Genomic DNA, 23,665 nt, shown 5'->3' with positions numbered 1-23,665 from the left:
CTCAGGAGCCTCCAAGCCAGAATGTATCCGGCATGTAGACACCGAAATAGGAGGTCGGGTCGTAGCCGTAGAGTGCCTTGTCAGGCAGATTACGCAGCCGCGAGGACACCAGAACCGGCTGATGCGTTGCGTTCACGGTGCCGATCGAAAACACCTGATCGGTGTAGATCGACAGCATCGAATTCCAGATTTCGGCACGCTCCTTGGTTGCGGTCGATGCGTTCCAGCGCTTGAGCAACGCCATCAACTCGACCACTTCAGGCAGATCGGGCGCCTCACCCATCTTGCCATGAGACAGATAGTGAGCCCCCCAGAGCGGCCATTGCAGCTGGTCGTCGATGGTGGGGGCCAGCTGGTAGGGGTTCATGTCGGCGGTCGCCACGCCATTGTCGATGCCTGACCACATCGACATCATGATCTGGCCGCCAAGCGCGCGGCTGCGGAAGATATCGCGCTGCGAAGTCCGGATGAACAAAGCGATGCCGATCTTGCGCCAGTGATCGGTGATGAGTTCGAGCGCATCGGTTTCCAGCGTGCTTTCACCGGCCGTTTCCACGATGACCTGCGCGGAGCGTCCGTCGGGAAGCATTCGCAGGCCGTCATCGTCACGTGCCTGAAGACCAGCCTCGTCGAGCAGGGCATTGGCCTGGTCGGGATCATGGGCGACCCAGGCTTTCGCGAATTCCGGCCGGTAGAGCGGGCTCTCCGGCAAGACCGTATCGGCACTTTCCTTCGCCAATCCGTAGAACACGGCCAAATTGATCTCGCGCCTGTCCACGGCGAGCGAAAAGGCGCGGCGCACGCGCACGTCACGAAGAAGGCCACGCCACACCTGGTCGGCACAATTCAGATTGGGCAGCAGCGCCAGCCGCGAACCCTGTGTGCGTTTCCACAGATGCATCTTCACCGGGTAGCGCTTCTCTGCGTCTTTCAGGAAGGCGTAGTCGCTGAAATCAATTCCCATGCCTTGCAGGTCGCTCTCGCCCGCACCGGTCTTGGCGGAAATGATCGCCGACGAGCTAACATTCAGGACAAACTGGTCAACATAGGGCAGTTGCCGGCCATTCTCGTCTATTCGATGGAAGAACGGGTTGCGTTCGAAGATGAACTGCTCGGCCGGCGGTTTGGTCCGGTTCTGCCAGGGATCGAGCGTCGGCAGATCAGGGTTCTCCGGGCGATACTGCCGCGACATTCGGATATGCAGGAGCGTCCATTTCTTGGCCCGGTTCTCCTTCATCAGGCCGGCCAGCCGGAATGGATCCTGGTATTTCTTGTGGAACTGCTTGAGATAGGCGGCCGGCAGAACAAGCGATAGCGGCGCAGCGGCAGCGAGCTTGGGCAGGAAGTCGGGATTGGGCGCATCCCAACTGTAGCGCACCGTCAACGGATCGACGATCTCGAAGCGTGGCGGTTTGTCATCCGCCATCAGGGCCGGGGCGAGCCCACCCTGCGTAAGCTCATCGTTCAGCCAGACATCTTCCCAGCAATAGCGGAAATCCTCCGGCGTAAGCAGGCTGCCGTCCGACCATTTGTGTCCTTCGCGTATCTTGAAGGTGAAGACGCGATCGTCCGCGACGTCGAAACTTTCGAGAATGTCGGCTTGCAGGTTAAGTTTTTCGTCATAGCCGACCAGCCGGGAATATCCGTAGATCGTCATCATCCGGATATCTTTCTGGCTGCCGATGATCGTCCGCAGCGTGCCGCCATACTGGCCGGGCTGCCGGCCCATCGCAGCGAGATTCACCGCGCGCGGGCTCTTGGGCAAGCGCTCGGCGAGTGCCGGCAGCGCCTTGGCCGCCAGCTGCGGCTGAAGAAAATCCGGCTCCAGATCGCCAGCGCGCGACGTGCCCGGCACGAGTGCCGAAGCCATGAGGCCAAGGAGGGTGCGACGGCTGATCAATGGCGCAACTCGCTGACATCGGCGGAACGTCGGGCCAGCACGAGATGGCCGCCGCCAAGATCGAGCGGCGACAGTGTATTCTCTTCGCCCTCGTCGCGGAATTGCGGTCCCCATGCGCTGGTGTCGGAAGCGCCGCCGAGCTTCAGCGTCTTGAAATCCATCGGCCGGTCGAGATCGGGGAAAGGGACTGCGGCGAGCAGTGAGCGCGTGTAGGGGTGGATCGGTTTCCTGAGCAGAATTTCGCGCGGCGCAAGCTCGACGATACGCCCGCCGCACATCACCGCGATACGATCCGCCATGTAGTCCACCACCGCCAGATTGTGGGATATGAACAGGTAGGTCAGACCCAGTTCCTTCTGCAGGTCCTTCAGAAGGTTCAGGATTTGCGCCTGGACAGAGACATCGAGCGCCGAAACCGGCTCGTCGCAGATCAGGAGTTCGGGCCCCAGCGCCAACGCGCGCGCGATGCCGATACGCTGACGCTGCCCGCCCGAGAAACTGTGGGGATAACGCTGGATGAAGCGCGGATCGAGCCCGATTGCCTGCATCAGGCTCTTCACCGTGGCGAGCCGGGACGCGGAATTGCCCCGCTGATGGATTTCCAGCGGCTCGCTCAAGATGTTCTCCACCGTCATGCGCGGCGAGAGCGACGAAACCGGATCCTGGAAGACCATCTGGATTTTCGCGCGCAGCAAACGCAGGGCGTCTCCCTCGGCGTCCAGGACGTCGATCGGTCCTTCGCGGCCGTTGAAGACCACCGAGCCGCCACTAGGGGTGACAGCCCGCATCAGGATCTTGCTGACGGTGGTTTTGCCGCAGCCGCTTTCGCCGACCAGGCCCAGGCACTCACCCCGCCTGATGTCGAAGCTCACGCCGTCCACGGCGCGAACAGAGGTTTGATGGCTCCCGCCGAACCATGCGGACTTGCGGGTGGTGTAGACCTTTTTCAGATCCCTGACCGACAGCAGGATGTCGTCCGGCCCCTTCGAGGCCGCCGCCGTCTGCTTGCCCAGCAGGTTCTCGACATTCACCGGCACCTCGCGGAGCGCCTTCAGCCTTTCGCCAGGCTTCAGGTCGAAATGCGGAACGGCTGCCATCAGGCCCTTCAGGTAAGGGTGACCCGGCCGGCGGAATATCGCCTCCACAGGTCCCGCTTCCATGATCTCGCCATGGTACATGACCACGACCTCGTCGGCGACATTGGCGACCACGCCGAGGTCGTGTGTGATCAGCAGCATCGCCATGTTCAGCTTGGTCTGCAGCCCGCGCAGCAATTGCAGGATTTGCGCCTGGATGGTGACGTCCAACGCAGTTGTCGGCTCGTCGGCGATCAACAGAGCGGGCCGGCAGATAAGAGCCATGGCGATCATGGCGCGTTGCCGCAATCCGCCCGAAAGTTCAAACGGATACATGTCATAGGCGCGCTTGGGATTGGGAAAGCCGACAAGGCCGAGCATTTCCTCGGTCCGCGCCTTGCGCTCCGCTCGAGCCATGGGCGTATGAATCTGCAGGGATTCGCTGACCTGATTGCCGATCGTGTGCAGCGGCGACAGTGATGTCATCGGCTCCTGAAAGATCTTGCCGATGCGGCTGCCTCTCAACGCCCGGATTTCGGGGCCATCACGCGGCATCGTCAGGATGTCCTGCGTCGTGCCGGGCCTTTCAGGATCGGAAAACAGGATACGGCCGCGAACATGGGCAGTGTTCGGCAAAATGCCCATCACCGCCTGGCTGAGGACCGATTTTCCGGAACCGGACTCACCCACAAGCGCGGTGACCTTGCCCGGCAGGACGCGAAGATTTGCGCGCCTGACGGCATGCAACGGTCCCCCGACAATGGCAAAAGAGATGCCAACGTCCTCGATCCGCAGCAGATCCACGTCTGAATTCATTCTCACCCCAGCCCCACCCTGGCGGCCCTGCCGGCCGGCAGGCCCTGAGCAAGACTAGCGCATTGCCAGCCTAGAGCAACTTGGATTCTAAACGAATTCTCCGGCGGAGCCGCCGACCGTACTTACCAAAGGCGTTCGGACCATCGTGGTGGTTACTGGAGCTTCCTCCGGTCGCCCGCCAACAGCCGCGCGGCATCGCGATGAAGCAGCATGACCTGCTCGGCGTCCGATATCCGGTCGTGAAACGGCTCCAGCGCAGCGTCTTCATCGAATGCGAGAGCACCCGACAGGTCGGGTGAAAGCACCGTCAGCTTCTGCTTGATGCCCGCCAGTTCCTCCTTTCCGAGCGTCAGCCAGCTGCTGTCGCCGCAGTAGCCGGCGAACTCCTTGCTGGCGAGAACGCTGTGCGGATATTTCTTGGTCAGGGTCTGGAGGCGCTGGACCTCGTTTACAGCCGAGCCGAAGACGGAGAATGTGAGCCGGTCAGTAAGCCCGACATTACCGAACATCACATTGCCGACATGCAGGCCGATGCCAAATTTTATGTCGTCCAACCCCTTCTCTTTCCTGCGCAGATTGAGCTCCATCATGCGCGCGCTGGCCTTGTGCGCAGCCGCAAGAGCAGCCTGGCATGCGATCTCGGACTGGGCGCGATGCCTTTCGCAGGGGTAGACGGCAATGAAGCCATCCCCCAGGAAACTCATGATCTGCCCGCCTTTGCGATTGAAAGGTGCAGCAATGGCATCGAAAAACTGGTTCAGCGTATCGATATAGATTTCGCGGCCGGAGGTTTCGGCTAGCCTCGTCGACCCGCGCATATCGCCCATGACCAGTGCGGCCCGGATTGTGTCGCCTTCGCCGCGCTTGATCTGGCCGTCCAGCACGCGTCTGCCGGCGTCGCCGCCGAGATAAGTGGTCATCATGTTGTCGGCGAGCTTGGTGAGCACCGCCATCTTGGTTGCGATGGCGAGATGGTTCTGGAGCCGCAGCAGCGCCGAAATCATGCTGTCGCTGAAGCCTGAAGCACTATCGGTCGACCAGGACCCCATCATGCCCTGACTGGTATCGCCGTTGAAGGGATGGACGAAAGCCATGTAATCGGTGACGCCCATGAGCCTGAGGTCGTCGAAAACGGGAAATTCCGACGGCACCGACGGGTCGAGCCGACGCCGCAAATGGTCAAGCTTGTGGTTGAGCAGATGATAGTATGGGCTGGTCAGGAATCTGTCGGAGTGAACGCCGTTCTCACTGCGAAAGCCTTCCACTTCCATGCCCTGGCCGCGAAGCCAGGTGAAGCCAAGCGCGTCATAAAGCGGATGAAGCATGGAAAAGCTCAGATGCACCCGCTTCAGCGGCAGGCCGGCAGCAGCCAGCCGTTCACAAAAGCCCTTCACCAATGCTTCCAGGTCGTCGCCCGCCAGCGCCGACTGGGTCAGCCAATCGGCAACCTTATCCGTGAGAATGGTGGAAATTTCTGCTTGCGCTGTGCTCATGCTATCTCGAAACCCGTCGAAGACGAGCATCTCCTTTGATCTGCCAAATCCTTGAAGTCAATGAAGCCGGCTTCGGGGGCAAAAGCCGGTAAAGAATTTCCCTGATGGCTGTCCTCGCAGGAACGAAGCAGGCATAACCTGCATCTATCACCTCAACATTATGTGGCGAGGCTGCCGGCAGAGTGCAATCCCCATCCTGACATCGGGCCAAAAATTCGCCGGCTCAGACGCCGTCAGGCCTTCACCACGGTCTCCCGGGCGAGCCCGAGGCGGCCAAAAACATTGCGTGTGTCGACAATCAAGAGTGCGTGATGGGCGATCGCCTGATAGTCGATCGCGTCGTGGTCGGTTGCAACGACGACCGCATCGAACGCCTTCAAGGCCGCCTCGGTCAGTTCGACCGAGCGGCGCCCCTTGATCGCCATATGCTCGCGTGTGGTCGGGATCTCGGTGACATGCGGATCGTGGAATTCCGCCTTGCCGCCCCATTCCTCGATGAGCTCGATAAGCCGCAATGAGGGGCTTTCGCGGATGTCGGGCACGTTCTTCTTATAGGCGAGCCCGATGATGAGAATGCGCGAGCGGCTGAGCGCCTTGCCGCAGCGCCGGTCCAGCGCCTTCGCCAGTTCATCGACCACATGACGCGGCATGGCCGTGTTGATTTCCGCCGCCAGCTCGATGAAGCGGGTCGGCAGTTCGTATTCGCGCGCCTTCCACGTCAGGTAGAAGGGATCGATCGGGACGCAGTGCCCGCCAAGTCCTGGGCCAGGATAGAAAGGCATGTAACCGAAGGGCTTGCTCTTTGCCGCCTCGATCACCTCCCAGATATCGATGCCCATCGCACCGAGCACCATCTTCAACTCGTTGACGAGGGCTATGTTGACCGAGCGGAAGATGTTTTCCGTCAGCTTGACCGCCTCGGCGGTCGCCGTACTGGAAACCGGAACGACGGTCTCGACCACGCTTTGGTAGAATGCCTGCACCAGCGTCGCTGCTTCGACGCCGTCGCCTGCCACCACCTTGGGGATCGTCGCGACTTCAAAACTGCGATTGCCGGGATCCTCGCGTTCGGGCGAGAAGCCGAGGAAGAAGTCCGTCATCGACTGCAAGCCGGTTTCTTCCAGTATGGGCTTGATCACATCGTCGGTGGTGCCGGGATAGGTGGTCGATTCCAGCACGATCAACTGGCCGAGACGAAGATGCCTGGCGATGGTGACTGCCGTGTTCCTGACAAAGGAGAGGTCAGGCTCACGGTGCTTCGTCAGCGGTGTCGGAACGCAGATGATGATGACATCGCAGACGGCCAGTTCGGCAAAATCCGCGGTGGCGCGGAACCGTCCGCTCGCCACATGGCCGGCAAGGGCTGTCGACGTCACTGCCTCGATGTAGGATTGGCCGTTGTTCAGGCTCTCGACCTTCCCGGCTTCGATGTCGAAACCGGAAACCGGGAAGCCGGCGCGTGCGATCGCAATCGACAGCGGCAACCCGACATAGCCCAGTCCGATCACACCGACTTGCGCGGCGCGCGTCGAAATCCGGTTGAGAAGACCGTCATATGTCGATCGTGAGGCGTCCAAAAATCTGCTTTCCCGTCAATTCGGACAGACTACCCGCGCCCATGGCGAGGCTCACCGGGTCCCGAGAACCATGGCCGAGGCATATTGCCGAAAATCTATTTCCGCAAGCCGTCATCAGACCGGCGCCTTCGCCTTCAGGCTTGCGGCAGCCATCGCATAGCCGCCGTCGGCGCCATCGATGAAATGAACGTGATCGGGTTGCAGCGGCGAGATGACGAGGCATGTCATCAAGGCCGACTGCTGGCGATGCAGGCCATAGCTGCAGATACCCGCCTCTTCCGCCTGTTTCAGCCGGCTCTCGATCCGTTGCAACACATCCGCGTCAACGTCGATGGTCATCTTCAAGCCATCATCGAATTTCCGGAAATCCGAGTTGCTGGCCACCTCGCGTTTGTAGACCTTCGGATCGAAACGGCCGATCGTCCAGCCAAATCTGTCGGTGACGGCCGTAAGCGTCATCAGGAAGATCACCCACAGCTTCTTCAGCCACCGCCGCCCAGGCTGTGCGGTGGCCCGTGCCTCGACATCGAGGCCGGCGGGCAGAAGGCTGTAGGCGGGCCCGTCTACCGGCACCGGGTGGCCATCGCGTTCCTGCCTGCTGGCAAGGGCGATGATGTCGGAAGCCAGGAACTGAAACCCGCGCAAGTCCCGCGATGCCCCCGGTATGGCTATGATCGAGACGATTTCGCCGTGCCGAGCTTCGATCGGGTTCCAGCGGCAGGAGAGGCCGGTCAGATCCGGCCGCGCGCCGGCCGGCGCGGGGTCGATGCGGTAGCGCCCCGCTTTCATCTCGGCTTCCGCCCAACTGCCGCCACCGCCGGCGAACATGGCATAGAAGGCCGCTTCGGAGGCCTGGAACCTCGCCACGCGAACGTCGAGGCCGTGCGCCCTTATGTCCTTTATCGGCACGATTGCCGCACGCAAGGTCAGATCCAGTTCGTCCGCCACCCATCTCTGGACAGCAGCCAGCGCGTTACGGGCGATCTCCAGCGCCGGGCCGGGAAACGCCACCAGTGCGCCGTCGCCGCCGAAGACAAAGGGAAGATCTTGCCGACCCAACGCATTGAGCAGCGCCGAAATGACGCTGGCGCCGGCCATATTCACGGTTTTATAGCGCCCGGCCTCGATCGCCTTGGTCGAGCCGACGATGTCGGCGGTGGCCAGCGCCCAACCATCGGGGAGAGGCCGATAGTTGTCGATATCGGCAACGCTTTCGAACTTTGCGAAGACCGGTAAAGAAGCGACAAACGGGTCGGACGCGACAGTTGTTTCCATGAGCATCAGATAGCACATTCCAGCGCTTGAAGGTGAAGTCGATCATGCGTCGAAATTGACTTGGCACAGCTTTGCGATGATAGGATCGCGCAATGCGAATTGCCTTCTACGCGCCGCTGAAGTCGCCCAATCATCCCGTTGTCTCCGGCGACCGCCAGATGGCACGGATGCTGGTCCAGGCGCTGCAGCATGGCGGGCATAGCGTCGAACTGGCATCGGAGTTGCGCTTCTATCTACGCCAGCCGGAGCCGAAAAGTTTCGATGCGCTCAAGATCGAGGCCCGGGACGAAGCCGCGCGGCTGACAAGGCTTTGGGACCGTGACGGCAAGCCCGATCTCTGGTTCTCCTATCATCCCTATTACAAAGCGCCCGACCTGATCGGGCCTGAGCTGGCGTCGGCCTTTGCTGTCCCCTATGTGACGGCGGAAGCCTCCTATTCCAGGCGCCGCAACGCCGGTCTGTGGGCCGATAGCCAGGCGTTGGTGGCGCGAGCCATCGAGCAGGCAGCGCTGAACATCTGCTTCACGCAAAGGGATCGGCAGGGACTGTCGGATGCAATTCCCGACGCCGCCCTCGGCATGCTTTCGCCCTTCATTGACACATCGGCTTTCCGGGAAATGCCGGCACGGGGTTGTCCGACGCGCCTCGTCACCGTTGCCATGATGCGCCCGGGCGACAAAGTCGAAAGCTATCGCATGCTGGCGCAGGCGCTCGGTTCGATCGGCCACCTGCCCTGGACCATGTCGGTCGTCGGCGACGGACCTGCCCGCGACGAGGTCAAAGCGCAATTCGCCGGCTTGCCCGCCGACCGTATCGAATGGCTTGGCGCCATCGAGCCGGCCGCCGTGCCGGATATCCTCTACACCGGGGGAATTTACGCCTGGCCGGGTTACGGCGAGGCCTATGGCGTTGCCTATCTTGAAGCGCAGGCCGCCGGCCTTGCGGTGGTGGCTCAGGACATTGCCGGTGTGCCGGAGGTCGTGCGGGATGGCCAGACCGGGTTTCTCACCCCGCCTGGCGATGTGGCGGCGTTCGCTTCCGCCATTGAAAGGCTTCTGATCCGTAACGACGAAAGAACCAGCATGGCCGCAGAAGCCAGGCGTTTCGTCCTCGAAGAACGCTCCCTCGGTGGTGCAGCGACGCGTCTGGCAGAACTTCTCAGGAAGATTCCGGTGTCATGACATCCGATCCGATCTGGCAGCCCCTGGTGGAAGAGCTGGCGCGCCTGCAACGCGCGGGCCGCAAGGCGGAGTTCTGGCTGCGCGACGACGATGCCGTGGATCCGACGCCTGCGCTTGATCGGCTGCTCGACCTCACCGGTGAATTCGCGGTTCCGGTCACTCTGGCCGTCATTCCGGCCCAGACCGACGGGAAGCTTGTCGTCCGGCTTGACGAGGCGCCGAACGCCACGGTCGCCGTCCATGGCTGGGCGCACCGAAATCATGCGCCAGAGGACCAGAAAAAGCAGGAGCTCGGCGCGCATCGGCCACGCAGGGCGGTGCTCGATGACCTGGCTCACGGGCTGTCGCACGTAACCGGCCTGCATGGCGCACGTGCCGTTCCCATGCTGGTGCCGCCCTGGAACAGGATCGACCCCGGCCTGATATCCGACCTTGGATCGATAGGATTTACGGCATTGTCGGTCTTCGGGCCGCCGAAGCCGGCTCCCCTGGCGGTCATCAACAGCAATGTCGACATCATGGATTGGCATGGCACCCGCGGCTGCCGCGATCATGGCCTGTTGGTTCAGGCCATCATCGCGCAATTGCAGCATGCATCCGACCACGGCGAACCGGTCGGCCTGCTCACCCACCATCTCGCCCACGATGGATCGGCCTGGCTTTTCCTCGGACGGCTGTTCGCAGTTACTGCCAGGACCGAAGCCTGCGCATGGCTCCCGATCAGGACATTGATCGAGCGCAGCGCCGGAAAATAGCTCAGCGCTTTTTGTGCGATAAGACCGGGAATTGGAGCGTCTGGCCATCGCGCGCGGCAAAAGCGCCGGCAAACCTGTCCTTGGCCAGTTTCTCCATCTCGTCCAGTTGCTCGTCGGTGCGTGTCGGATCGTGGTGAAACAGCGCGAGTCCCCGCGCACCGGCCGCCTCGCACAGCTTGACGCCCTGTTGCCAGGTCGAGTGCCCGTTGCCGCGGTAGCGCTCCATTTCCTCCTCGGTGTAGGTGCAATCGTAGATGACAAGGTCGGCACCCTCGATCAGCTGAAGCACCGCCTGATCGAGTTTGCCCGGCTCGTGCTCGGTGTCCGTGATCACCGCCACGACGCGGCCGCCCCATTCGACGCGGTAGCCGATGCAGCCGCCCGGATGGGTAAGACTGCCGGTTCGCAGCACAACACCTTCGCGCGGCCGAAGCACGTCTCCGGATACGAAATCGCGGTAGTCTAGGCTTGCCTTGCAGATATCCAGTTTTACCGGAAACCACGGCGGCCGAATGAACTCGTCGATCATCTGGCGGGTCGTCATGTGTCCAGCGAGATGCCCGGACCAAAGCGTGAGCTTGATGCCCCGTTCATACATCGGCTTGAAAGCTGGCAGCCCGATGATGTGATCGTAGTGGCAATGGGTGAAAAACAGGTCGAAATCGGTGACGCCCGACGCCCGAAGCGCCTTGCCGGCAGGCCTCAGGCCGGAGCCCGCATCGAACAGAATCGTATGCTTGCCGCATCGCATTTCAATGCAGATCGTGTTGCCGCCATAGCGAGCGAATTCTGGCCCGGATACCGCAATGCTGCCGCGCACGCCCCAAAACCTGACCAGGAAAAAATCGTCGTCCATGCTACCTTTTGCCTATCGTAGCTTCAGGCGTTTCGTGCATCGATCAGATCCGCGGTCGTATGGCTTAGCCGATCGGCAAGAACCCGCACCATCTCGATGGTCATTTCCGGAAACTCCCTCATAAGCCTCAGGAAATGATCCTTGCGTATTCTCAAGACTTCCAGCGAAGTTGCCGCCCTGACGGTGGCGGTGCGGGAGCTGTTGCACAATATGGCGATCTCGCCAACGATCGAATTTGGCAGCAGTTCGGCAACTTTTATCGGCCCGCTGTCGGAATCGACCAGAATATCCGCCTTGCCTGAAAGGATGACATAGGCGGCGTCTCCCTCGTCGCCCTGCCGGAAAAGAATCTCGCCGGCGCTGTAGTTCACGCGGTCGGATGTGAACGCTAGCAGCTTGAGCTTTGCCGGCTCAATGCCAGAGAACAACGGAACGCGTTGCAGCATTCCAACTTCATCCTTGAGCAGCATTGTCGCAAACCTTCCTAAATTCGCGTCTGCCAGATTATGACAGAAGTTCCTTGAAGATACCGTTCCCTGCCAAAAGTGTCTCGTGCGTACCGTCTTCCACCAATTGGCCTGAGTCAAAGACGATAACGCGGTCGAACATCATCGCCATTGCCGGACTCGTCACGACCCACACGACTGCCGGCGAATGGCCGTCGCGTCTGGCTTCCTCGAGCACGTTTCGCAGCACCTTGTCCTGAATGCGCTGGTCGAGCGCCGATAGCGGCCGGTTGAGAATGAGAAAATCGGGACGCTTGAGCAGGGCGCGGGCGACATCGAGCTTCTGGCGCTGTCCACCAGTCAGCCGCCTGCCGCCGGCGCCGACGTTGAAGTCCAGGCCGACATCCAGAAGCTCGGCATAAAGCCCCAGCTCGTCAAGAATGTCATAGACGATGGAGCGTATGCGGTCCGGCGCGTCGGGATGGTTGGTGCCCACACGCCCGAACAGGACATTGTCCATGACGGTAGCCGCGGCAATGTATTTGTCAGGATCATACCGTTCGATCGCGTTTTGCAACTCGGGCGGCAGATTTTCGTAGAACTGGTTGCGCGCGGCGACGATCTTGCCCATCAGCTCGTCGGTCAGCAGGCCGAAGCGGTGCCGGGGCTCGATATAGGCAAAGCTCAAGGTGATGATCATGGCGCGGTCGGCCTCCGAAACCGCCTCGTAGGGACGGTTCTTGAGCCGCTGCAGCAAGGTCTCGTAGGCGGGTATCTCCTCGGCGCTCATGAAGGCGAGCTGCTGGAAGAACTGGTGATCGGGCGGCAGGTCGGCAAACAGCTCGATCGCCTGTTCGGCGATCTCCATGCCCATTTCGTAGAGCGTGCGGTCGAGGCCGGCCTGCTTCAACACGGAAGCAAAATAGGGATTGGCCGCCAAAGCCTTGTCGGCCAGCTCGGGGCCGGCGGCGGCGCCGAAAAGCAGGTTCTGGCCGATCGTCGCTTCCGTGTTGTACGCGCCCGGCTCGAAAGCAACGACCAGTTCGCGCAGCCCTTCCTGTTCCAGCCGGGTTCGCAGCGCTGCACGCAGTTCGACGATCCTCCCGGCAAGCTTTGTGTGACGCGTGAGGTCAGCCGAAGAGCGCAAGCCAAGATCCAGAATGTCGCGCGACAGAAGAACCGCGTCGAGTACCCGGCGCACGGCTTCAAAGAGGTCATGCGGGCCGGTAGCACCGGCGGAAACATAGTCGATCCAGTCGCTGTGGATATCGAAATCCGGATTGCCCGACCGGCGTGCCTCGTCGATGTTCCAGCGCTGCTTGTCTGCCGCGGCGCCATCATAAGTCACCGGTGTCAGCGGCGCATGCTTCAAACCGTAGAGCAGGTTATCGCGCAGGCTTGCCTGGAACAGGAAAACATCCGACGAGGCGTAGGACATGCGCCGGCCGGTCACCGCTTCGGGGAGTTCAAGCAGGTCGTCGGCGCCCGAAGCGACCTTTCCACTTTCCGGCCAGTTCAGCCGTGCGAAGGCTTCTGCCAGCGCCTCCGCTCCACCCGTCGAGGTGCTGACCAGCGCCACCGTCTCGCCCGGCTTGACCTGCATGGAGATACGGTTGAGGAGCATTGCGCCGCCATCGTCTGCTATGGACAGACCGACCGCCGACAGCGGGTTTGTCATCCGACCGGGATCGTCGATCGTCAATGCCCCGATATCAGGCGCAATGATATCCTCAACGCTGAACTGTTCGACGACCTGCTGATATTTGACCTGGACGTCCTGCCGATCCTGATCCCAGTCGATCAGTTCCTTCATCGGTCCGGGCAGGTCCTTGTAGGCGCCGATCACGGCCACCAGCTGGCCGACGTCGAGCCGGCCCGCGATGACCAGATAGCCGCCGATCATGTAGAACAGAAACGGCGTGAGCTGCGCGAGAAAATTGTTGATGAACTTTACCATGAATTTCCATTGGTAAAGATCGAAGCGGATCTTGAAAATGAGCCCTAGCCGGGCAGCTATGTCGGCGCGCTCGTAGTTCGACGTGTCGTGGACGTGAACCGCGCCGATGCCGTCGACGATTTCGCCAACCCGGCCCGAAAGCGCGCGCGCCGTCAATTGCCGTTGGCGCCCGAGCACGAGCAGCCGCCGCCGCATTCGCGGGATGAGCACGATCTGGATCACCACGATCACGACCGCGATCATGCCGAGCCAGACGTTCTGGACCATGATGAACAGCATGGCCGTGAGCGCCTGGCCACCGAGCAGCACCGGCTGCAGGAAGGCGTCGCCGATGAAGCCGCCCAGCGGCTCCACCTCGTCCTTCACCATGGTCGCCACTTCGGCGGATTTCACCCGCTTGAAGTAAATCGGCGGAAAACGCAGCACACGATCGATCAGATCGAAGCGGATACGCCGCAGCATGCGTTCGCCGAGGCGGCCCTTGTAGGTGTTGATGTAGAGTTTGAACAGGCCGTTGATCACGACCAGCAAGAGGAACACAAGGCTCAGGGCAAGCAGCGTCGCCTCGCGGTCGAGCTGAAAACCGGAGAAGAACTGGACCTCGCCAATGAACGGCAGGTTATAGTGCAGCCTCATGAAGGGCAGGGTCGCGCCGGGTTGCTCGAAGCCCTTGCCCTGGATCGGGCCGTTGACGATCAGCTTCGGCAGGTCGAAGGACATGAAATACGGGATCATCGAAAGCAGGACGATCATCAATATCCAGATCTGCTGCTTCCTGGTGTGCTTCCAGATATAGCGGGCTAGGCTGGGTTCCATATGCGACTGTCAGTCCTTCAATTGGCAGGATGCAGGATGCAAAAGCATCTGCCGGCGAAGGGCGTATCGGCAATGTCTTCATCGCCAACGACAAACTCGAAGCCGCAATGCATGCAGGACACCAACGGTCCGGACAGATGCAACCGGCACTCTCCTGCACCGGGCAATGGCGAAACCGCCTGCGGCATGGATACGTCCGCAAGTCGAATAGGCTTGCGTGAGGCAAGATTGCGTTGTGTCGCCCGAAATCCCAACATAGAAGACGAATATGATGGATGTCACGCAACCACGCAATGCCGGCATGGACGGGCACGAGCAAGCCCTGGACCTCACGCGGGGAATTGCTACCTATGTCGACCACCCTCTCGTGGCCGGGCTGGCGCGCGTCCTCGCCAAGCATCCGCAGGCCGATATCGCCAACGCCTTCAATCACAAGCAGGTCGCCTGCAAGATGTGGGCGCTCGACAAGCTGTTCGAAAGCTTTGGCGGCCGGTTCGGGCGCATATGGGTTCTGGGTGGGTGGTACGGCGTATTGCCGGCAATGCTTTTCAACGACGCCCGTTTCGACATCGCGGCGATCGACAGCATCGACATCGATCCCGAAGTCGGCGCGGTCGCCCGGACACTCAACCGGGAAGCCGGCGACCGGTTTCAAGCGCTGACGGCAGACATGTACGCACTCGACTATGCGGCCGGGCGGCCCGACCTGGTTGTCAATACGAGCTGCGAACACATAGCCGACCTGGGCGCCTGGCTTGCCCTGCTTCCGCGGGGCACCAATGTGCTGCTGCAATCGAACGATTATTTCAGCGAGCCGACGCATATCAACTGCGTCGCTTCGCTTGCAGCCTTCGAGGAAATGGCGGCGTTGCGGGAGGTCAGGTTCTCCGGCGAACTGCCGACAAAAAAATATACGCGCTTCATGCTGATCGGAACTGTTTGAAGCGCGTTTGCGCGAATCTATCCAGACGCGAACCGTTCTAGGATTTCGGGGACCAGTTTAAATACCGCTCGCGCAGGATTTGCGCCGAGCGGTGCGCGCCTTCCAGATCGAGGCGATGCGCGGCTGGCGTCGGTCCCGCAAGCGCCTGCTCGATCGCTTGCGCCAGACCTTCAGGCGTAAGGTCGTTTTCCGTCAGCACCGTTGCCAGACCGAGTTCTTCGAGCATCAGGGCGCGAACCGTCTGTTCGGTTTCCCCGCCGGCTGCAAAGGGAACGAGCAGGGAGCGGCAACCCGCGCGCAAGACATCGCAGACCGTGTTGTAACCCGCCTGCGAGACCGACAGCCGGGCGCCGGTCAGCAGGCTGGCGAAATCCTCGCGGAACCGGAAGATGGACAGACCCGGCGTGGCATCGCGTGAAATCGCGTCAAACTCGTCATTCGGCAGGTTTGGGCCGGTGATCAAACACCATGTCCAACCCTTGTCGGCATTGCGCGCCGCTGCGATTGTGGACCTGACAAGGCTCTTTCCCGCGGCCCCGCCGCCAACCGATACCACAACGTCGAAGCGCTCGGAGGCCGCGGGCGCCGGCGGCGCGGCAACGAGCCCTGTGTAGGCGACTTTGGCCCCTATCGCCCCGGCCAGTGGAAATGTCTTGTCGATGGTTGCGAAAGCCGGATCGCCGTGGACCATGACAAGGTCGAAATGGCTGTTGACGAGATCGACCGTTTCCTCGTTTCGGCTCGGCTTGACGCGTTCCTGCAGGATATCGCGCACGGACGTCGCCAGCAGCGGTCTGGGCGACGTCGCGTCGATGGCCTCGATCAGCGGCAAGAGTTCGAAACGCATCTGCCGGCGTCCAAAGGGAAACGCCTCGACAATGACGATGTCCGGCCGGCAATCCCTAAACGCCTGCAGCAGCATCTCGCAACGCGATTTCTTGAAATCATCGTCGATGGGTTTGCCCTGCAGGTCGACAAGTCCGGAAAATCCTTCGTCGCCGGAGGTGACGGGTGGCAGGGTAACGGATTTTACGCCCGGTCCCGGAAAGCCCGCGACCGGCGTTCCACCGGTCACGACGGTTACGTCGAACCCGTCATCGGCCAGGGCCGCTGCGATGCGGCTGGCGCGCGCGAGATGACCGATGCCGAGCAGGTGCTGGACATAGAAGAATGCGCGCAGCCGCTTCATTCGGCGGCCCGCCACTCCCGCTCGAACAGGTCCTTGAGCTGCACGATGCTTGCCACATGATCGAAATTGCCGCGCACGCGCCGCTCTGCGGCGTCGCCGAGGCGGGCACGCAGCGCGGGATCACGGATCAGGCGTTCCAGCGCCTGTGCCAGGGCGGTTGGGTTTTCCGAGGGAACCAGCAGCCCGGTTTCATCCGACGATAAAAGCTCCGGCACGCCGGAAATATCGGTCGACACGCAGGCAAGCCGCTGGCTGGCCGCCTCCACCAGAACATTCGGCAGACCGTCCCGGTCGCCATCCGCGGTGATCCTGCAGGCGAGCGCGAAGATGTCGGCGCTGCGATAGTGCTCAAGCACTTCCTTCTGCGCCAGCGCGCCTTTCCAGGAGACGCGATCCTCCAGTCCGAGCTTTCGCGCCAGCGCCTTGAGCCGTTCCAGTTCCTCGCCGCCGCCGATATGCTCGAAATGCCAGGCCAGATCGCCAGGCAGGAGGGCAAGAGCCTCCAGCAAGGTGTCGTAACCTTTCTTTGCAACGGCGCGCCCGACACTCAGGATGAGGACCGGTTCGTCCGGCGCCGAGCCGTCATGCTGCTTTCGCGCCTCGCCGAAACTGCCGAAGCGATCGAGGTCGAGCCCATGATAGCTCAGATGCACGGACGAGCTTCCGTTGGCGAGTTTCTTCAGGCGGTCGAAGCCGGTTTGCGTGCAGGTGACCGTCCAGCGCGCCGAGGAAAGCTTGCCGGCCAGATCCCAGTCCGCCGACGTCCAGATGTCCTTCGCATGGGCCGAGCAGCTCCAGGGTTGGCCACGAAGCTGGCTGGCATAGCGCGTCACCGATGCCGGTGTGTGCACGAAATGGGCGTGCAGCCAGCCCGCATCTTGCGGCCACTCGGCTGCCAGCACCAGCGCCTGCCCGAAGCGCCGCACGCGGTTGCGCGTAAAGTCGCGGCGGATGTCGGCAGCCAGCGATTTGAGCGCGCGCCAGAAGCCCGGCCGCGGCAGAGACGCAAACAGCGAGCGAAGCACGCGCAGCGGCTCCTGATGCAGATATTCCGGCAGATAATGGACTGGCGCCTTGATCTCGTCATGCACGGGATGGCGCTTTGTGTCGGTCGGCCGCCGGAGCGCAAAGAGTATCAGCTCGAACCCCGCACGCTCCAGGCCAAGCAATTCCTGCGCGATGAAGGTTTCCGACAGCCGCGGATAGCCTTTCAGAACCACAACGATCTTGCGGTTTTGCAACTCAGTTCATGCCTTCGATGACCGAAAGGTGATGGCCAGCCCGCCGCTCGAGCAGTTCCGCGACGATTTCGGAGATATGAGGCAGCCCCTCCAGCGTCAGATGCGGATTGCTTTGCGACGGGCGGGGCCGATTCGGCAACATTTCCAATGCATCGGCAAACCGCCGGGAATCCTCGGCTTCCTCCGGCAAAAGCATCTCGATGAGGCCGAGTTCGGCTGCGCGCCGTGCGCGGATAAGTTGTTCCTCGCGGGGCGTGACGCGCGGCACGATCAGCGCCGGCTTGTCGAACGACAATATCTCGCAATAGGTGTTGTAACCGCCCATCGCCACCACCGCCTTGGCGCCGGCAATCAGCTCTTCCATGCGGTTGTCGAACTCGATGATCTTCACATAGGGGATCTTGGCCCCCTTCCTGACCAGCTTGTTGCGCTTGCGCGCCGGCATGTAGGGTCCAAGCACGATCAGCGCCCTGTGCTGCAATTGCGGGTCCTGCTGATAGGCATCGATGACGTTGTGGATCAGGTCGCCGCCGTCACCGCCGCCACCGGTGGTAACCAGTATATAGTCGCCCTCGGGCCGGTGGCCTGGCAACTCGTTCTGCTGCAGGCTCCGTTGCAGGAAACCGACGAACTTCATCTTTGCCCTGACCGCCGGCGGCACGTCCAGGCCGATCAACGGGTCGTAGAAATCCGGCGGGCCATAGACCCAGACCTTGTCGTAGAACAGGCCTATCTTGCGCATCACATCCCTTCGCGCCCACTCTGCTTCGAGCAGATGCGGCGCATCCATCACCTCGCGCAGACCAAGCACGAGCGTGGTGCCCCGCGTCTTGAGATAGGACAGCGTGTCCTCGATCTCACCGCGCAGGCCGAGCGGTTCCTTGTCGACGATGAAGATATCCGGCCGGAAGCTCTCCGCTGTGTGGCGGATGATCGCCTGACGCATCCTGAGCGTCTCATGCAGGTCGATATCCTTTTCCAGCGAGGTGTATTCGCCGTTGCGCAGCTTGATGACGCTGGGGATCTTCACGAAGTCGACACGGGCGCGGTAATCGAAGGCGCCGGCGATGGTTGCGCCGGAAATGATAAGCACCTGCAGTCCGCGGAAATCCCCGACCAGCGAATGCGCGATCGTTCGGCACCGCTGCAGGTGGCCGAGCCCGAACGTGTCGTGGCTGTACATGAGAATTCGAGCGTCTTTTACGTGCTGTGTCATTTTTGAACGTCTTCTAGAATTCTCGCCGGGCCGTCGGCAACCCCGCAGGCTTTCATCTTCGCGGCCCTATCGACCTGTTTTGAAACATGGGGGCGTAAGGTGCGCAACGGCATTCTTCACCTGGCCACGAACGCCAAGGGGCACGCGGCGCCCTGTCTCCGCAGACGATATACGACCCGAGCACAAATCTCTGTCATGAGGCTTGACCCCGTGGAATTACAGGCCTGTGGCCTGAGGCAGGCAGAGCGCATACAGCGAAAAGTTACGGGCGACCAGAGGAAACGAGGTTGCCGCACATTGTGAGGAGAACCCCGCACCTTGGGAAAATGCTTCAAAATCCATAGGAACGCAACGACCGCCAGAGGCCGCTCGTTGCGGCCTTTTATCCTGCCATCACCCTCGGCCGGTAGCAAGCCTCCCTGACGTGGAGGATTCCCGATAGCGCCCGCCGCACCTGGGCCCAAGCCCAACAGTTGGGCGCGGATGATCCGCCCGGTCGGTCAACGCAGATTTCGGTGACGCGGATTGCCGCAGGTTGCAACCTGTCACAGCCCAAGATTTTCGTACCTTTGACGCCTGCGCAGAACAAGTCGTAGTTCTGAGACAAAAGCATCAGGTCGCCGTTGAAAGAAAACCGGGATGCGGTAGTATCGCATCAGATGTTTGCGACTGCTTGACCGGGGGGTGCAGTGGATTCGTCTTCTTTCAAGCGCTGGCCGGCAAAATGGGAGGCGCGCGATACTGCGGCCTTTCAGATCGCGTTGCGCCATATCCTGAGGGATTTGCCATGACAGCCAATGCCTATGGCGATCAGCTTAACAGGGATGGCGTGGAGGCGATCGTCGCGGCTGTCACGGCGCGGGTCACGGACCGCGAGGCGCTGATCTGGCTGTGGCCGCAGCTCGAAAAGCAGCTGACGTCCTATGACGGCCATCTGCAGACGACATTGTTTCCCGGGTTCGAGGCGCCGGCCGTGACGGCGTTGCCGCAGGCGCTCGACCGGCGCGAACTGGCCGCCACGCTACGGCTGGCGCTGCTGACGGCGCTGGACCGGATCAGCCCTCTCGAGGCCGCCTCGTCCGCAAGTGCCGCCGACATACTGGCGGAATGGAACAAGCTCTCGGCCTTCGTCAGAAGAAACATCAGCGATGGCTTTTCCGGATTTCAGAATATTCGCACCCGGCTCTATGCGAAGTTCGGCGCGCCCGGCGATCCGGCCAAGGCGATCGACCAGGTCAACGCCTATTACAACCAGATGCTGGGCGGCGGTTTTCCCAAAGCGAGTTTCAAGTCGCCGGTGCATCCCGTCCTAAAGGAGAGGCTCGCCAACACCGTCGCGCTGCTTGCCGCCAGGAAGGCGCTGGCAGCACTGGACCCGATCAAGAGTGGCGGCGGCTTCAACATAAGGCCCAATGTCAACTCGCCGACGCAGCTCAGCAATCATTCCTTCGGCTGGGCGGTGGACATCGATCCGGCGATCAATCCAAACGTCAAGAAGACCGTCTTGCCGCTGACCATCATCGCCGCCTTCACCGGTGTCGACCTCTACGGCGCCGAGAGCGCCACGCTGCGCGCCGGCGGCCCCTATGACACGCTGCTGCCGGCGGCTGTTGTGCTGTCGAAGGCCAACGCCGCTGTTGTTGCCGCATTCGCCAATGCCGATGGCCTCAAGGCCGCCATGGGCAACGCCATAAAACGGCTGGCCGGGGTGACACTGCCGGCGGCGAAACTGGCCACGGCCCATGCATTGGCAACCGCCGTGCCGGCCAAGCAGACCGATCTCGCCGCGCTGCTGCAAGGCGCCGGCGCCACGCCGGCCAAGGCCAAGTCGACCGCGAAGCTGCTGGCCGATGCCGCCGACCTCTCCCGCCGCGCCGCCAAGGTCGGCTCACCCAAGATCATCGGCACCGACGCTTCGGTTGCCCGTTTCGGCTTCTTCAATCTGGCGCCGCAAGCTGCGGCCGGATTGGCCGCCAGCGACGGCGGCGGCCTGCGCTGGCTGGGCGGCGCCACCGGCACCAAGGATTACATGCATTTCGAGCTTGCGGCAGCCGATCAGCCAAAGCTGTTCTGACCAACGCCGCATTCCGGCTCGATAATTTGCATGCGCTGACAAGAGGAGCGCCAATGAGATTCGCGGCCATGCAGGATCCATGTGACCAATGGATAGTCTACGATTTGATTTCAGCTCTGCCGGCAGAGATAGAAGGCAGACTGCTGACGGGGCTGACGCGTAGCGAAGCCGAGCAGATTGCTGAACGGGAAAATACAATCTTCATCAGGCAGCCGACCCGTCCGCCGGTTCCGCGCCCAAGGTTCGCGTGAGCAGGCCGGCCTGACTAAGCCAACCGCGCCCTTGTCGTCCGCGGCGTCGCCAGCAGCAGGCTGGTCTCGCTGCCCGTTATACCCGGGATCAGCCTGATGCGGCGCAGCACCGCATCGAAATCGGTGAGCGAGGCGGTGCCGAGTTCGACCACCAGGTCCCAGCGGCCATTGGTGGTGTGGATGGTCGAAACCTCGGCCAGACCGCCGAGCGCCCGGACCACGCGGTCCGCGGCGTGACCTTCGATCTCGATCATCATCACGCCGCGTATCCTCTGGTCGACGGCGTCGGCGCGCAGCACCACGGTGTAGCCGATGATCTCACCCGATTTTTCCAGCCGCTCCATGCGCGCCCTGACCGTGGCGCGCGAGACGCCGAGATCGACGGCGAGATCGGAGATGCTGCGCCGCGCATCGTGCCTGAGCAGCGTGACCAGCCTTTCGTCGAGCGCGTCCATGAATGCTGTCCACTTTGATCAATCTTACTGCCCGGAATGATAAATCAATCTTTCCGAAATGCCAATTTCACCTGTTCAAACCGCCGGGCCAGGATGGTTCATTCCACGCATCAATCGCGAGGACAAAAGAATCATGCGCTGCAGGATCGTTGGCGCGCCGGTGCAGGACGGCGCGGGCAGGATGGGATGCGAGATGGGGCCGAGCGCGCTGCGCACGGCAGGTCTTGTCTCGGTCCTCTCCGAACTCGGCCATGAGGTCGAGGACTGGGGCGCGGTGCAACCGGCTCCGGCACGCACTATCGTCCACGGCAATCTTGCGCTGAAGGCGTTGCCGGAGATTTCCGCCTGGACGACGGCGATCGCCGAAACCGCCTACACAGCTTCGAAAGACGCCATGCCGATCTTCCTTGGCGGCGACCACGCTATATCCGCCGGCACGGTGTCGGGCATAGCCCGCCGGGCGGCCGAGCGCGGCCGGCCGCTCTTCGTGCTGTGGCTCGACGCGCATCCCGATTTCCACACGCTCGACACCACCGTCAGCGGCAACCTGCACGGCGTGCCGCTTGCCTATGCCAGCGGCCGGCCGGGCTTCAACGGCTATTTCCCGGATCTGCCCGTCGCCGTAGATCCCGCCCGCATCTGCGTCATGGGCCTGCGCAGCGTCGATCCGGCCGAGCGCCGGGCGCTGAACGAAGCGGGCGTGACCGTGCACGACATGCGCACCATCGACGAGCACGGCATCGCGCCTTTGCTGCGCGCTTTCCTGGCCCTGGTCGAAGAGGCCGACGGCCTGCTGCATGTCAGCCTCGACGTCGACTTCCTCGACCCTTCGATCGCGCCGGCCGTCGGCACCACCGTGCCCGGCGGCGCCACCTTCCGCGAGGCGCACCTGTTGATGGAGATGCTGTCCGACAGCGGCCTGGTCTCCAGCCTCGACCTGGTCGAGCTGAATCCGTTCCTCGACGAGCGCGGCCGCACCGCGACCCTCATGGTCGACCTCGCCGCCAGCCTTATGGGCCGCCGCATCATGGACCGCCCGACCCGCAGCCATTCCGGAAGCATTGCATGACCCAGCCTTCCCGCCTTGCCATCGTTCCCTTCGTCAGCGTCGACCGCATGATGAAGCTGGTGCTGACCATCGGCGTCGAGCGGTTCCTGACCGAACTCGCCGCCTATATCGAGGAGGATTTCCGCCGCTGGGAGCTGTTCGACAAGACGCCGCGCATCGCCTCGCACAGCCATGACGGCGTCATCGAGCTGATGCCGACCAGCGACGGCCGGCTCTACGGCTTCAAATATGTCAACGGCCACCCGAAGAACATGCGCGAGGGCCGCCAGACCGTCACCGCCTTCGGTGTGCTCGCCGATGTCGGATCCGGCTATCCGATGCTGCTCACCGAAATGACGATCCTGACGGCGCTGCGCACGGCGGCCACCTCCGCTGTCGCAGCCAAATACCTGGCGCCCAGGGGCGCGCGCTCGATGGCCATCATCGGTAACGGCGCCCAGTCCGAATTCCAGGCCGTGGCCTTCAAGGCACTGCTCGGCGTCGACCGGCTGCGGCTCTACGACATCGACCGCTCCGCTTCGGAAAAATGCGCCCGCAACCTGGCCGGCCAGGGCTTCGACATCACCATCTGCACGACCGGGCAGGATGCGGTGGAAGGGGTCGATATCATCACCACGGTGACCGCCGACAAGCAGTACGCCACCATTCTGACCGACAACATGGTCGGCTCCGGCGTTCACATCAACGCCGTCGGCGGCGACTGCCCCGGCAAGACCGAGCTGCACCGCGACATCCTGCTGCGGTCCGACATCTTCGTCGAGTTTCCGCCGCAGACGCGTATCGAGGGCGAGATCCAGCAGCTCGACGCCGACCATCCGGTGACCGAGCTGTGGCAGGTGATGACCGGCCAGGCAGAAGGCCGCAAGTCGGCGAAACAGATCACGCTGTTCGATTCCGTTGGCTTCGCCACCGAGGATTTCTCCGCACTCCGCTATGTCCGCGACCAGCTCCAGGCCACCGGCCTCTATGAAGAGCTCGACCTGCTCGCCGATCCCGACGAGCCGCGCGACCTGTTCGGCATGCTGCTGCGGGCAGCGCTGCAGCCGGCCGCCTGAGGTTTTAGGCATCGCGGCCTGATG

General features: G+C 62.1%; 18 protein-coding genes. 6 read left to right on the top strand and 12 right to left on the bottom strand.

The window, feature by feature from the left end; genetic code table 11:
- Position 1 precedes the first annotated feature (1 nt).
- The 5 genes from ACWTU9_RS23665 to ACWTU9_RS23645 all read right to left on the bottom strand — a co-directional run bounded on the left by ACWTU9_RS23665 (position 2) and on the right by ACWTU9_RS23645 (position 8,155).
- Positions 2-1,900, bottom strand: coding sequence for an ABC transporter substrate-binding protein (locus ACWTU9_RS23665; protein ID WP_455860398.1), 1,899 nt, complete (start codon positions 1,898-1,900; stop codon positions 2-4).
- Complete coding sequence (locus tag ACWTU9_RS23660; RefSeq protein ID WP_455860397.1) at positions 1,897-3,792, bottom strand: ABC transporter ATP-binding protein; 1,896 nt, start codon at positions 3,790-3,792, stop codon at positions 1,897-1,899. The genes ACWTU9_RS23665 and ACWTU9_RS23660 overlap by 4 nt, the downstream gene beginning before the upstream one ends.
- 152 nt (positions 3,793-3,944) lie before the next feature.
- Positions 3,945-5,285: an adenylate/guanylate cyclase domain-containing protein gene (locus tag ACWTU9_RS23655; protein WP_455860396.1), complete on the bottom strand. Its 1,341-nt coding sequence runs from the start codon at positions 5,283-5,285 to the stop codon at positions 3,945-3,947.
- A 233-nt stretch (positions 5,286-5,518) separates the two neighbouring features.
- The gene (locus tag ACWTU9_RS23650; RefSeq protein WP_455860395.1) at positions 5,519-6,862 is read right to left on the bottom strand and encodes a nucleotide sugar dehydrogenase; all 1,344 of its coding nucleotides are present in this window, start codon (positions 6,860-6,862) and stop codon (positions 5,519-5,521) included.
- A 114-nt stretch (positions 6,863-6,976) separates the two neighbouring features.
- A complete protein-coding gene (locus ACWTU9_RS23645; RefSeq protein ID WP_455860394.1) occupies positions 6,977-8,155 on the bottom strand; it encodes a DUF3095 domain-containing protein in 1,179 nt (392 codons plus the stop codon).
- 74 nt (positions 8,156-8,229) lie between these two features.
- Here ACWTU9_RS23645 and ACWTU9_RS23640 point away from each other — a divergent pair, with 74 nt between their 5' ends.
- Both ACWTU9_RS23640 and ACWTU9_RS23635 read left to right on the top strand, forming a co-directional pair.
- Entirely contained in the window at positions 8,230-9,318 is a 1,089-nt protein-coding gene (locus tag ACWTU9_RS23640; protein WP_455860393.1) for a glycosyltransferase family 4 protein, read from the top strand.
- On the top strand, positions 9,315-10,073 hold the full coding sequence (locus tag ACWTU9_RS23635) for a polysaccharide deacetylase family protein (protein ID WP_455860392.1): 759 nt from the start codon (positions 9,315-9,317) through the stop codon (positions 10,071-10,073). The genes ACWTU9_RS23640 and ACWTU9_RS23635 overlap by 4 nt, the downstream gene beginning before the upstream one ends.
- 1 nt (position 10,074) lies before the next feature.
- On the opposite strand, the gene ACWTU9_RS23630 is transcribed toward ACWTU9_RS23635, so the two are convergent.
- Genes ACWTU9_RS23630 through ACWTU9_RS23620 form a run of 3 tightly spaced genes read right to left on the bottom strand, consistent with a single transcriptional unit; the run spans position 10,075 to position 14,148 of the window.
- On the bottom strand, positions 10,075-10,929 hold the full coding sequence (locus tag ACWTU9_RS23630; RefSeq protein WP_455860391.1) for an MBL fold metallo-hydrolase: 855 nt from the start codon (positions 10,927-10,929) through the stop codon (positions 10,075-10,077).
- A gap of 23 nt (positions 10,930-10,952) precedes the next feature.
- Positions 10,953-11,399 carry a cyclic nucleotide-binding domain-containing protein gene (locus ACWTU9_RS23625; RefSeq protein ID WP_454575676.1) on the bottom strand — a complete coding sequence of 149 codons (447 nt, stop codon included), beginning with the start codon at positions 11,397-11,399 and terminating at the stop codon, positions 10,953-10,955.
- A 34-nt stretch (positions 11,400-11,433) separates the two neighbouring features.
- On the bottom strand, positions 11,434-14,148 hold the full coding sequence (locus tag ACWTU9_RS23620) for an ABC transporter transmembrane domain-containing protein (RefSeq protein WP_455860390.1): 2,715 nt from the start codon (positions 14,146-14,148) through the stop codon (positions 11,434-11,436).
- Positions 14,149-14,416: 268 nt separating this feature from the next.
- On the opposite strand from ACWTU9_RS23620, the gene ACWTU9_RS23615 reads away from it, so the two are divergent.
- Positions 14,417-15,091, top strand: coding sequence for a class I SAM-dependent methyltransferase (locus ACWTU9_RS23615; RefSeq protein WP_455860389.1), 675 nt, complete (start codon positions 14,417-14,419; stop codon positions 15,089-15,091).
- A 37-nt stretch (positions 15,092-15,128) separates the two neighbouring features.
- Here the strand turns inward: ACWTU9_RS23615 and ACWTU9_RS23610 are convergent, their stop codons facing one another.
- The 3 genes from ACWTU9_RS23610 to ACWTU9_RS23600 are packed head-to-tail and all read right to left on the bottom strand — an operon-like array spanning position 15,129 to position 18,737.
- Positions 15,129-16,280, bottom strand: coding sequence for a glycosyltransferase family protein (locus ACWTU9_RS23610; RefSeq protein WP_455860388.1), 1,152 nt, complete (start codon positions 16,278-16,280; stop codon positions 15,129-15,131).
- Positions 16,277-17,521: a glycosyltransferase family 4 protein gene (locus tag ACWTU9_RS23605; protein WP_455860387.1), complete on the bottom strand. Its 1,245-nt coding sequence runs from the start codon at positions 17,519-17,521 to the stop codon at positions 16,277-16,279. The genes ACWTU9_RS23610 and ACWTU9_RS23605 overlap by 4 nt, the downstream gene beginning before the upstream one ends.
- Before the next feature lies 1 nt (position 17,522).
- Positions 17,523-18,737: a glycosyltransferase family protein gene (locus ACWTU9_RS23600; protein WP_455860386.1), complete on the bottom strand. Its 1,215-nt coding sequence runs from the start codon at positions 18,735-18,737 to the stop codon at positions 17,523-17,525.
- Between the two features lie 787 nt (positions 18,738-19,524).
- Here ACWTU9_RS23600 and ACWTU9_RS23595 point away from each other — a divergent pair.
- Positions 19,525-20,811, top strand: a complete 1,287-nt coding sequence (locus tag ACWTU9_RS23595) for a M15 family metallopeptidase (RefSeq protein WP_455860385.1) — start codon at positions 19,525-19,527, stop codon at positions 20,809-20,811.
- Between the two features lie 265 nt (positions 20,812-21,076).
- On the opposite strand, the gene ACWTU9_RS23590 is transcribed toward ACWTU9_RS23595, so the two are convergent.
- Positions 21,077-21,517, bottom strand: a complete 441-nt coding sequence (locus ACWTU9_RS23590) for an Lrp/AsnC family transcriptional regulator (RefSeq protein ID WP_112560188.1) — start codon at positions 21,515-21,517, stop codon at positions 21,077-21,079.
- 133 nt (positions 21,518-21,650) lie between these two features.
- Between ACWTU9_RS23590 and rocF the strand changes: the two genes are divergently transcribed.
- Together rocF and ACWTU9_RS23580 are read left to right on the top strand one after the other, a co-directional pair.
- Positions 21,651-22,586 carry an arginase gene (rocF, locus tag ACWTU9_RS23585; RefSeq protein WP_455860384.1) on the top strand — a complete coding sequence of 312 codons (936 nt, stop codon included), beginning with the start codon at positions 21,651-21,653 and terminating at the stop codon, positions 22,584-22,586.
- Positions 22,583-23,641: an ornithine cyclodeaminase gene (locus ACWTU9_RS23580; RefSeq protein ID WP_455860383.1), complete on the top strand. Its 1,059-nt coding sequence runs from the start codon at positions 22,583-22,585 to the stop codon at positions 23,639-23,641. The genes rocF and ACWTU9_RS23580 overlap by 4 nt, the downstream gene beginning before the upstream one ends.
- The last annotated feature ends 24 nt before the right edge of the window (positions 23,642-23,665 follow it).

The sequence above is a fragment of the Mesorhizobium sp. 128a genome (assembly GCF_053848025.1).
The sequence above is the reverse complement of the archived record's forward strand: the minus strand, read 5'-3'. Positions and strand labels throughout refer to the sequence as shown.

Coding starts and splice junctions, on each gene's coding strand:
- ACWTU9_RS23660 (WP_455860397.1), bottom strand. CDS start 3,792: ATGAATTCAGACGTGGATCTGCTGCGGATCGAGGACGTTGGCATCTCT.
- ACWTU9_RS23655 (WP_455860396.1), bottom strand. CDS start 5,285: ATGAGCACAGCGCAAGCAGAAATTTCCACCATTCTCACGGATAAGGTT.
- ACWTU9_RS23645 (WP_455860394.1), bottom strand. CDS start 8,155: ATGTGCTATCTGATGCTCATGGAAACAACTGTCGCGTCCGACCCGTTT.
- ACWTU9_RS23640 (WP_455860393.1), top strand. CDS start 8,230: ATGCGAATTGCCTTCTACGCGCCGCTGAAGTCGCCCAATCATCCCGTT.
- ACWTU9_RS23635 (WP_455860392.1), top strand. CDS start 9,315: ATGACATCCGATCCGATCTGGCAGCCCCTGGTGGAAGAGCTGGCGCGC.
- ACWTU9_RS23630 (WP_455860391.1), bottom strand. CDS start 10,929: ATGGACGACGATTTTTTCCTGGTCAGGTTTTGGGGCGTGCGCGGCAGC.
- ACWTU9_RS23625 (WP_454575676.1), bottom strand. CDS start 11,399: ATGCTGCTCAAGGATGAAGTTGGAATGCTGCAACGCGTTCCGTTGTTC.
- ACWTU9_RS23620 (WP_455860390.1), bottom strand. CDS start 14,148: ATGGAACCCAGCCTAGCCCGCTATATCTGGAAGCACACCAGGAAGCAG.
- ACWTU9_RS23615 (WP_455860389.1), top strand. CDS start 14,417: ATGATGGATGTCACGCAACCACGCAATGCCGGCATGGACGGGCACGAG.
- ACWTU9_RS23610 (WP_455860388.1), bottom strand. CDS start 16,280: ATGAAGCGGCTGCGCGCATTCTTCTATGTCCAGCACCTGCTCGGCATC.
- ACWTU9_RS23600 (WP_455860386.1), bottom strand. CDS start 18,737: ATGACACAGCACGTAAAAGACGCTCGAATTCTCATGTACAGCCACGAC.
- ACWTU9_RS23595 (WP_455860385.1), top strand. CDS start 19,525: ATGACAGCCAATGCCTATGGCGATCAGCTTAACAGGGATGGCGTGGAG.
- ACWTU9_RS23590 (WP_112560188.1), bottom strand. CDS start 21,517: ATGGACGCGCTCGACGAAAGGCTGGTCACGCTGCTCAGGCACGATGCG.
- rocF (WP_455860384.1), top strand. CDS start 21,651: ATGCGCTGCAGGATCGTTGGCGCGCCGGTGCAGGACGGCGCGGGCAGG.
- ACWTU9_RS23580 (WP_455860383.1), top strand. CDS start 22,583: ATGACCCAGCCTTCCCGCCTTGCCATCGTTCCCTTCGTCAGCGTCGAC.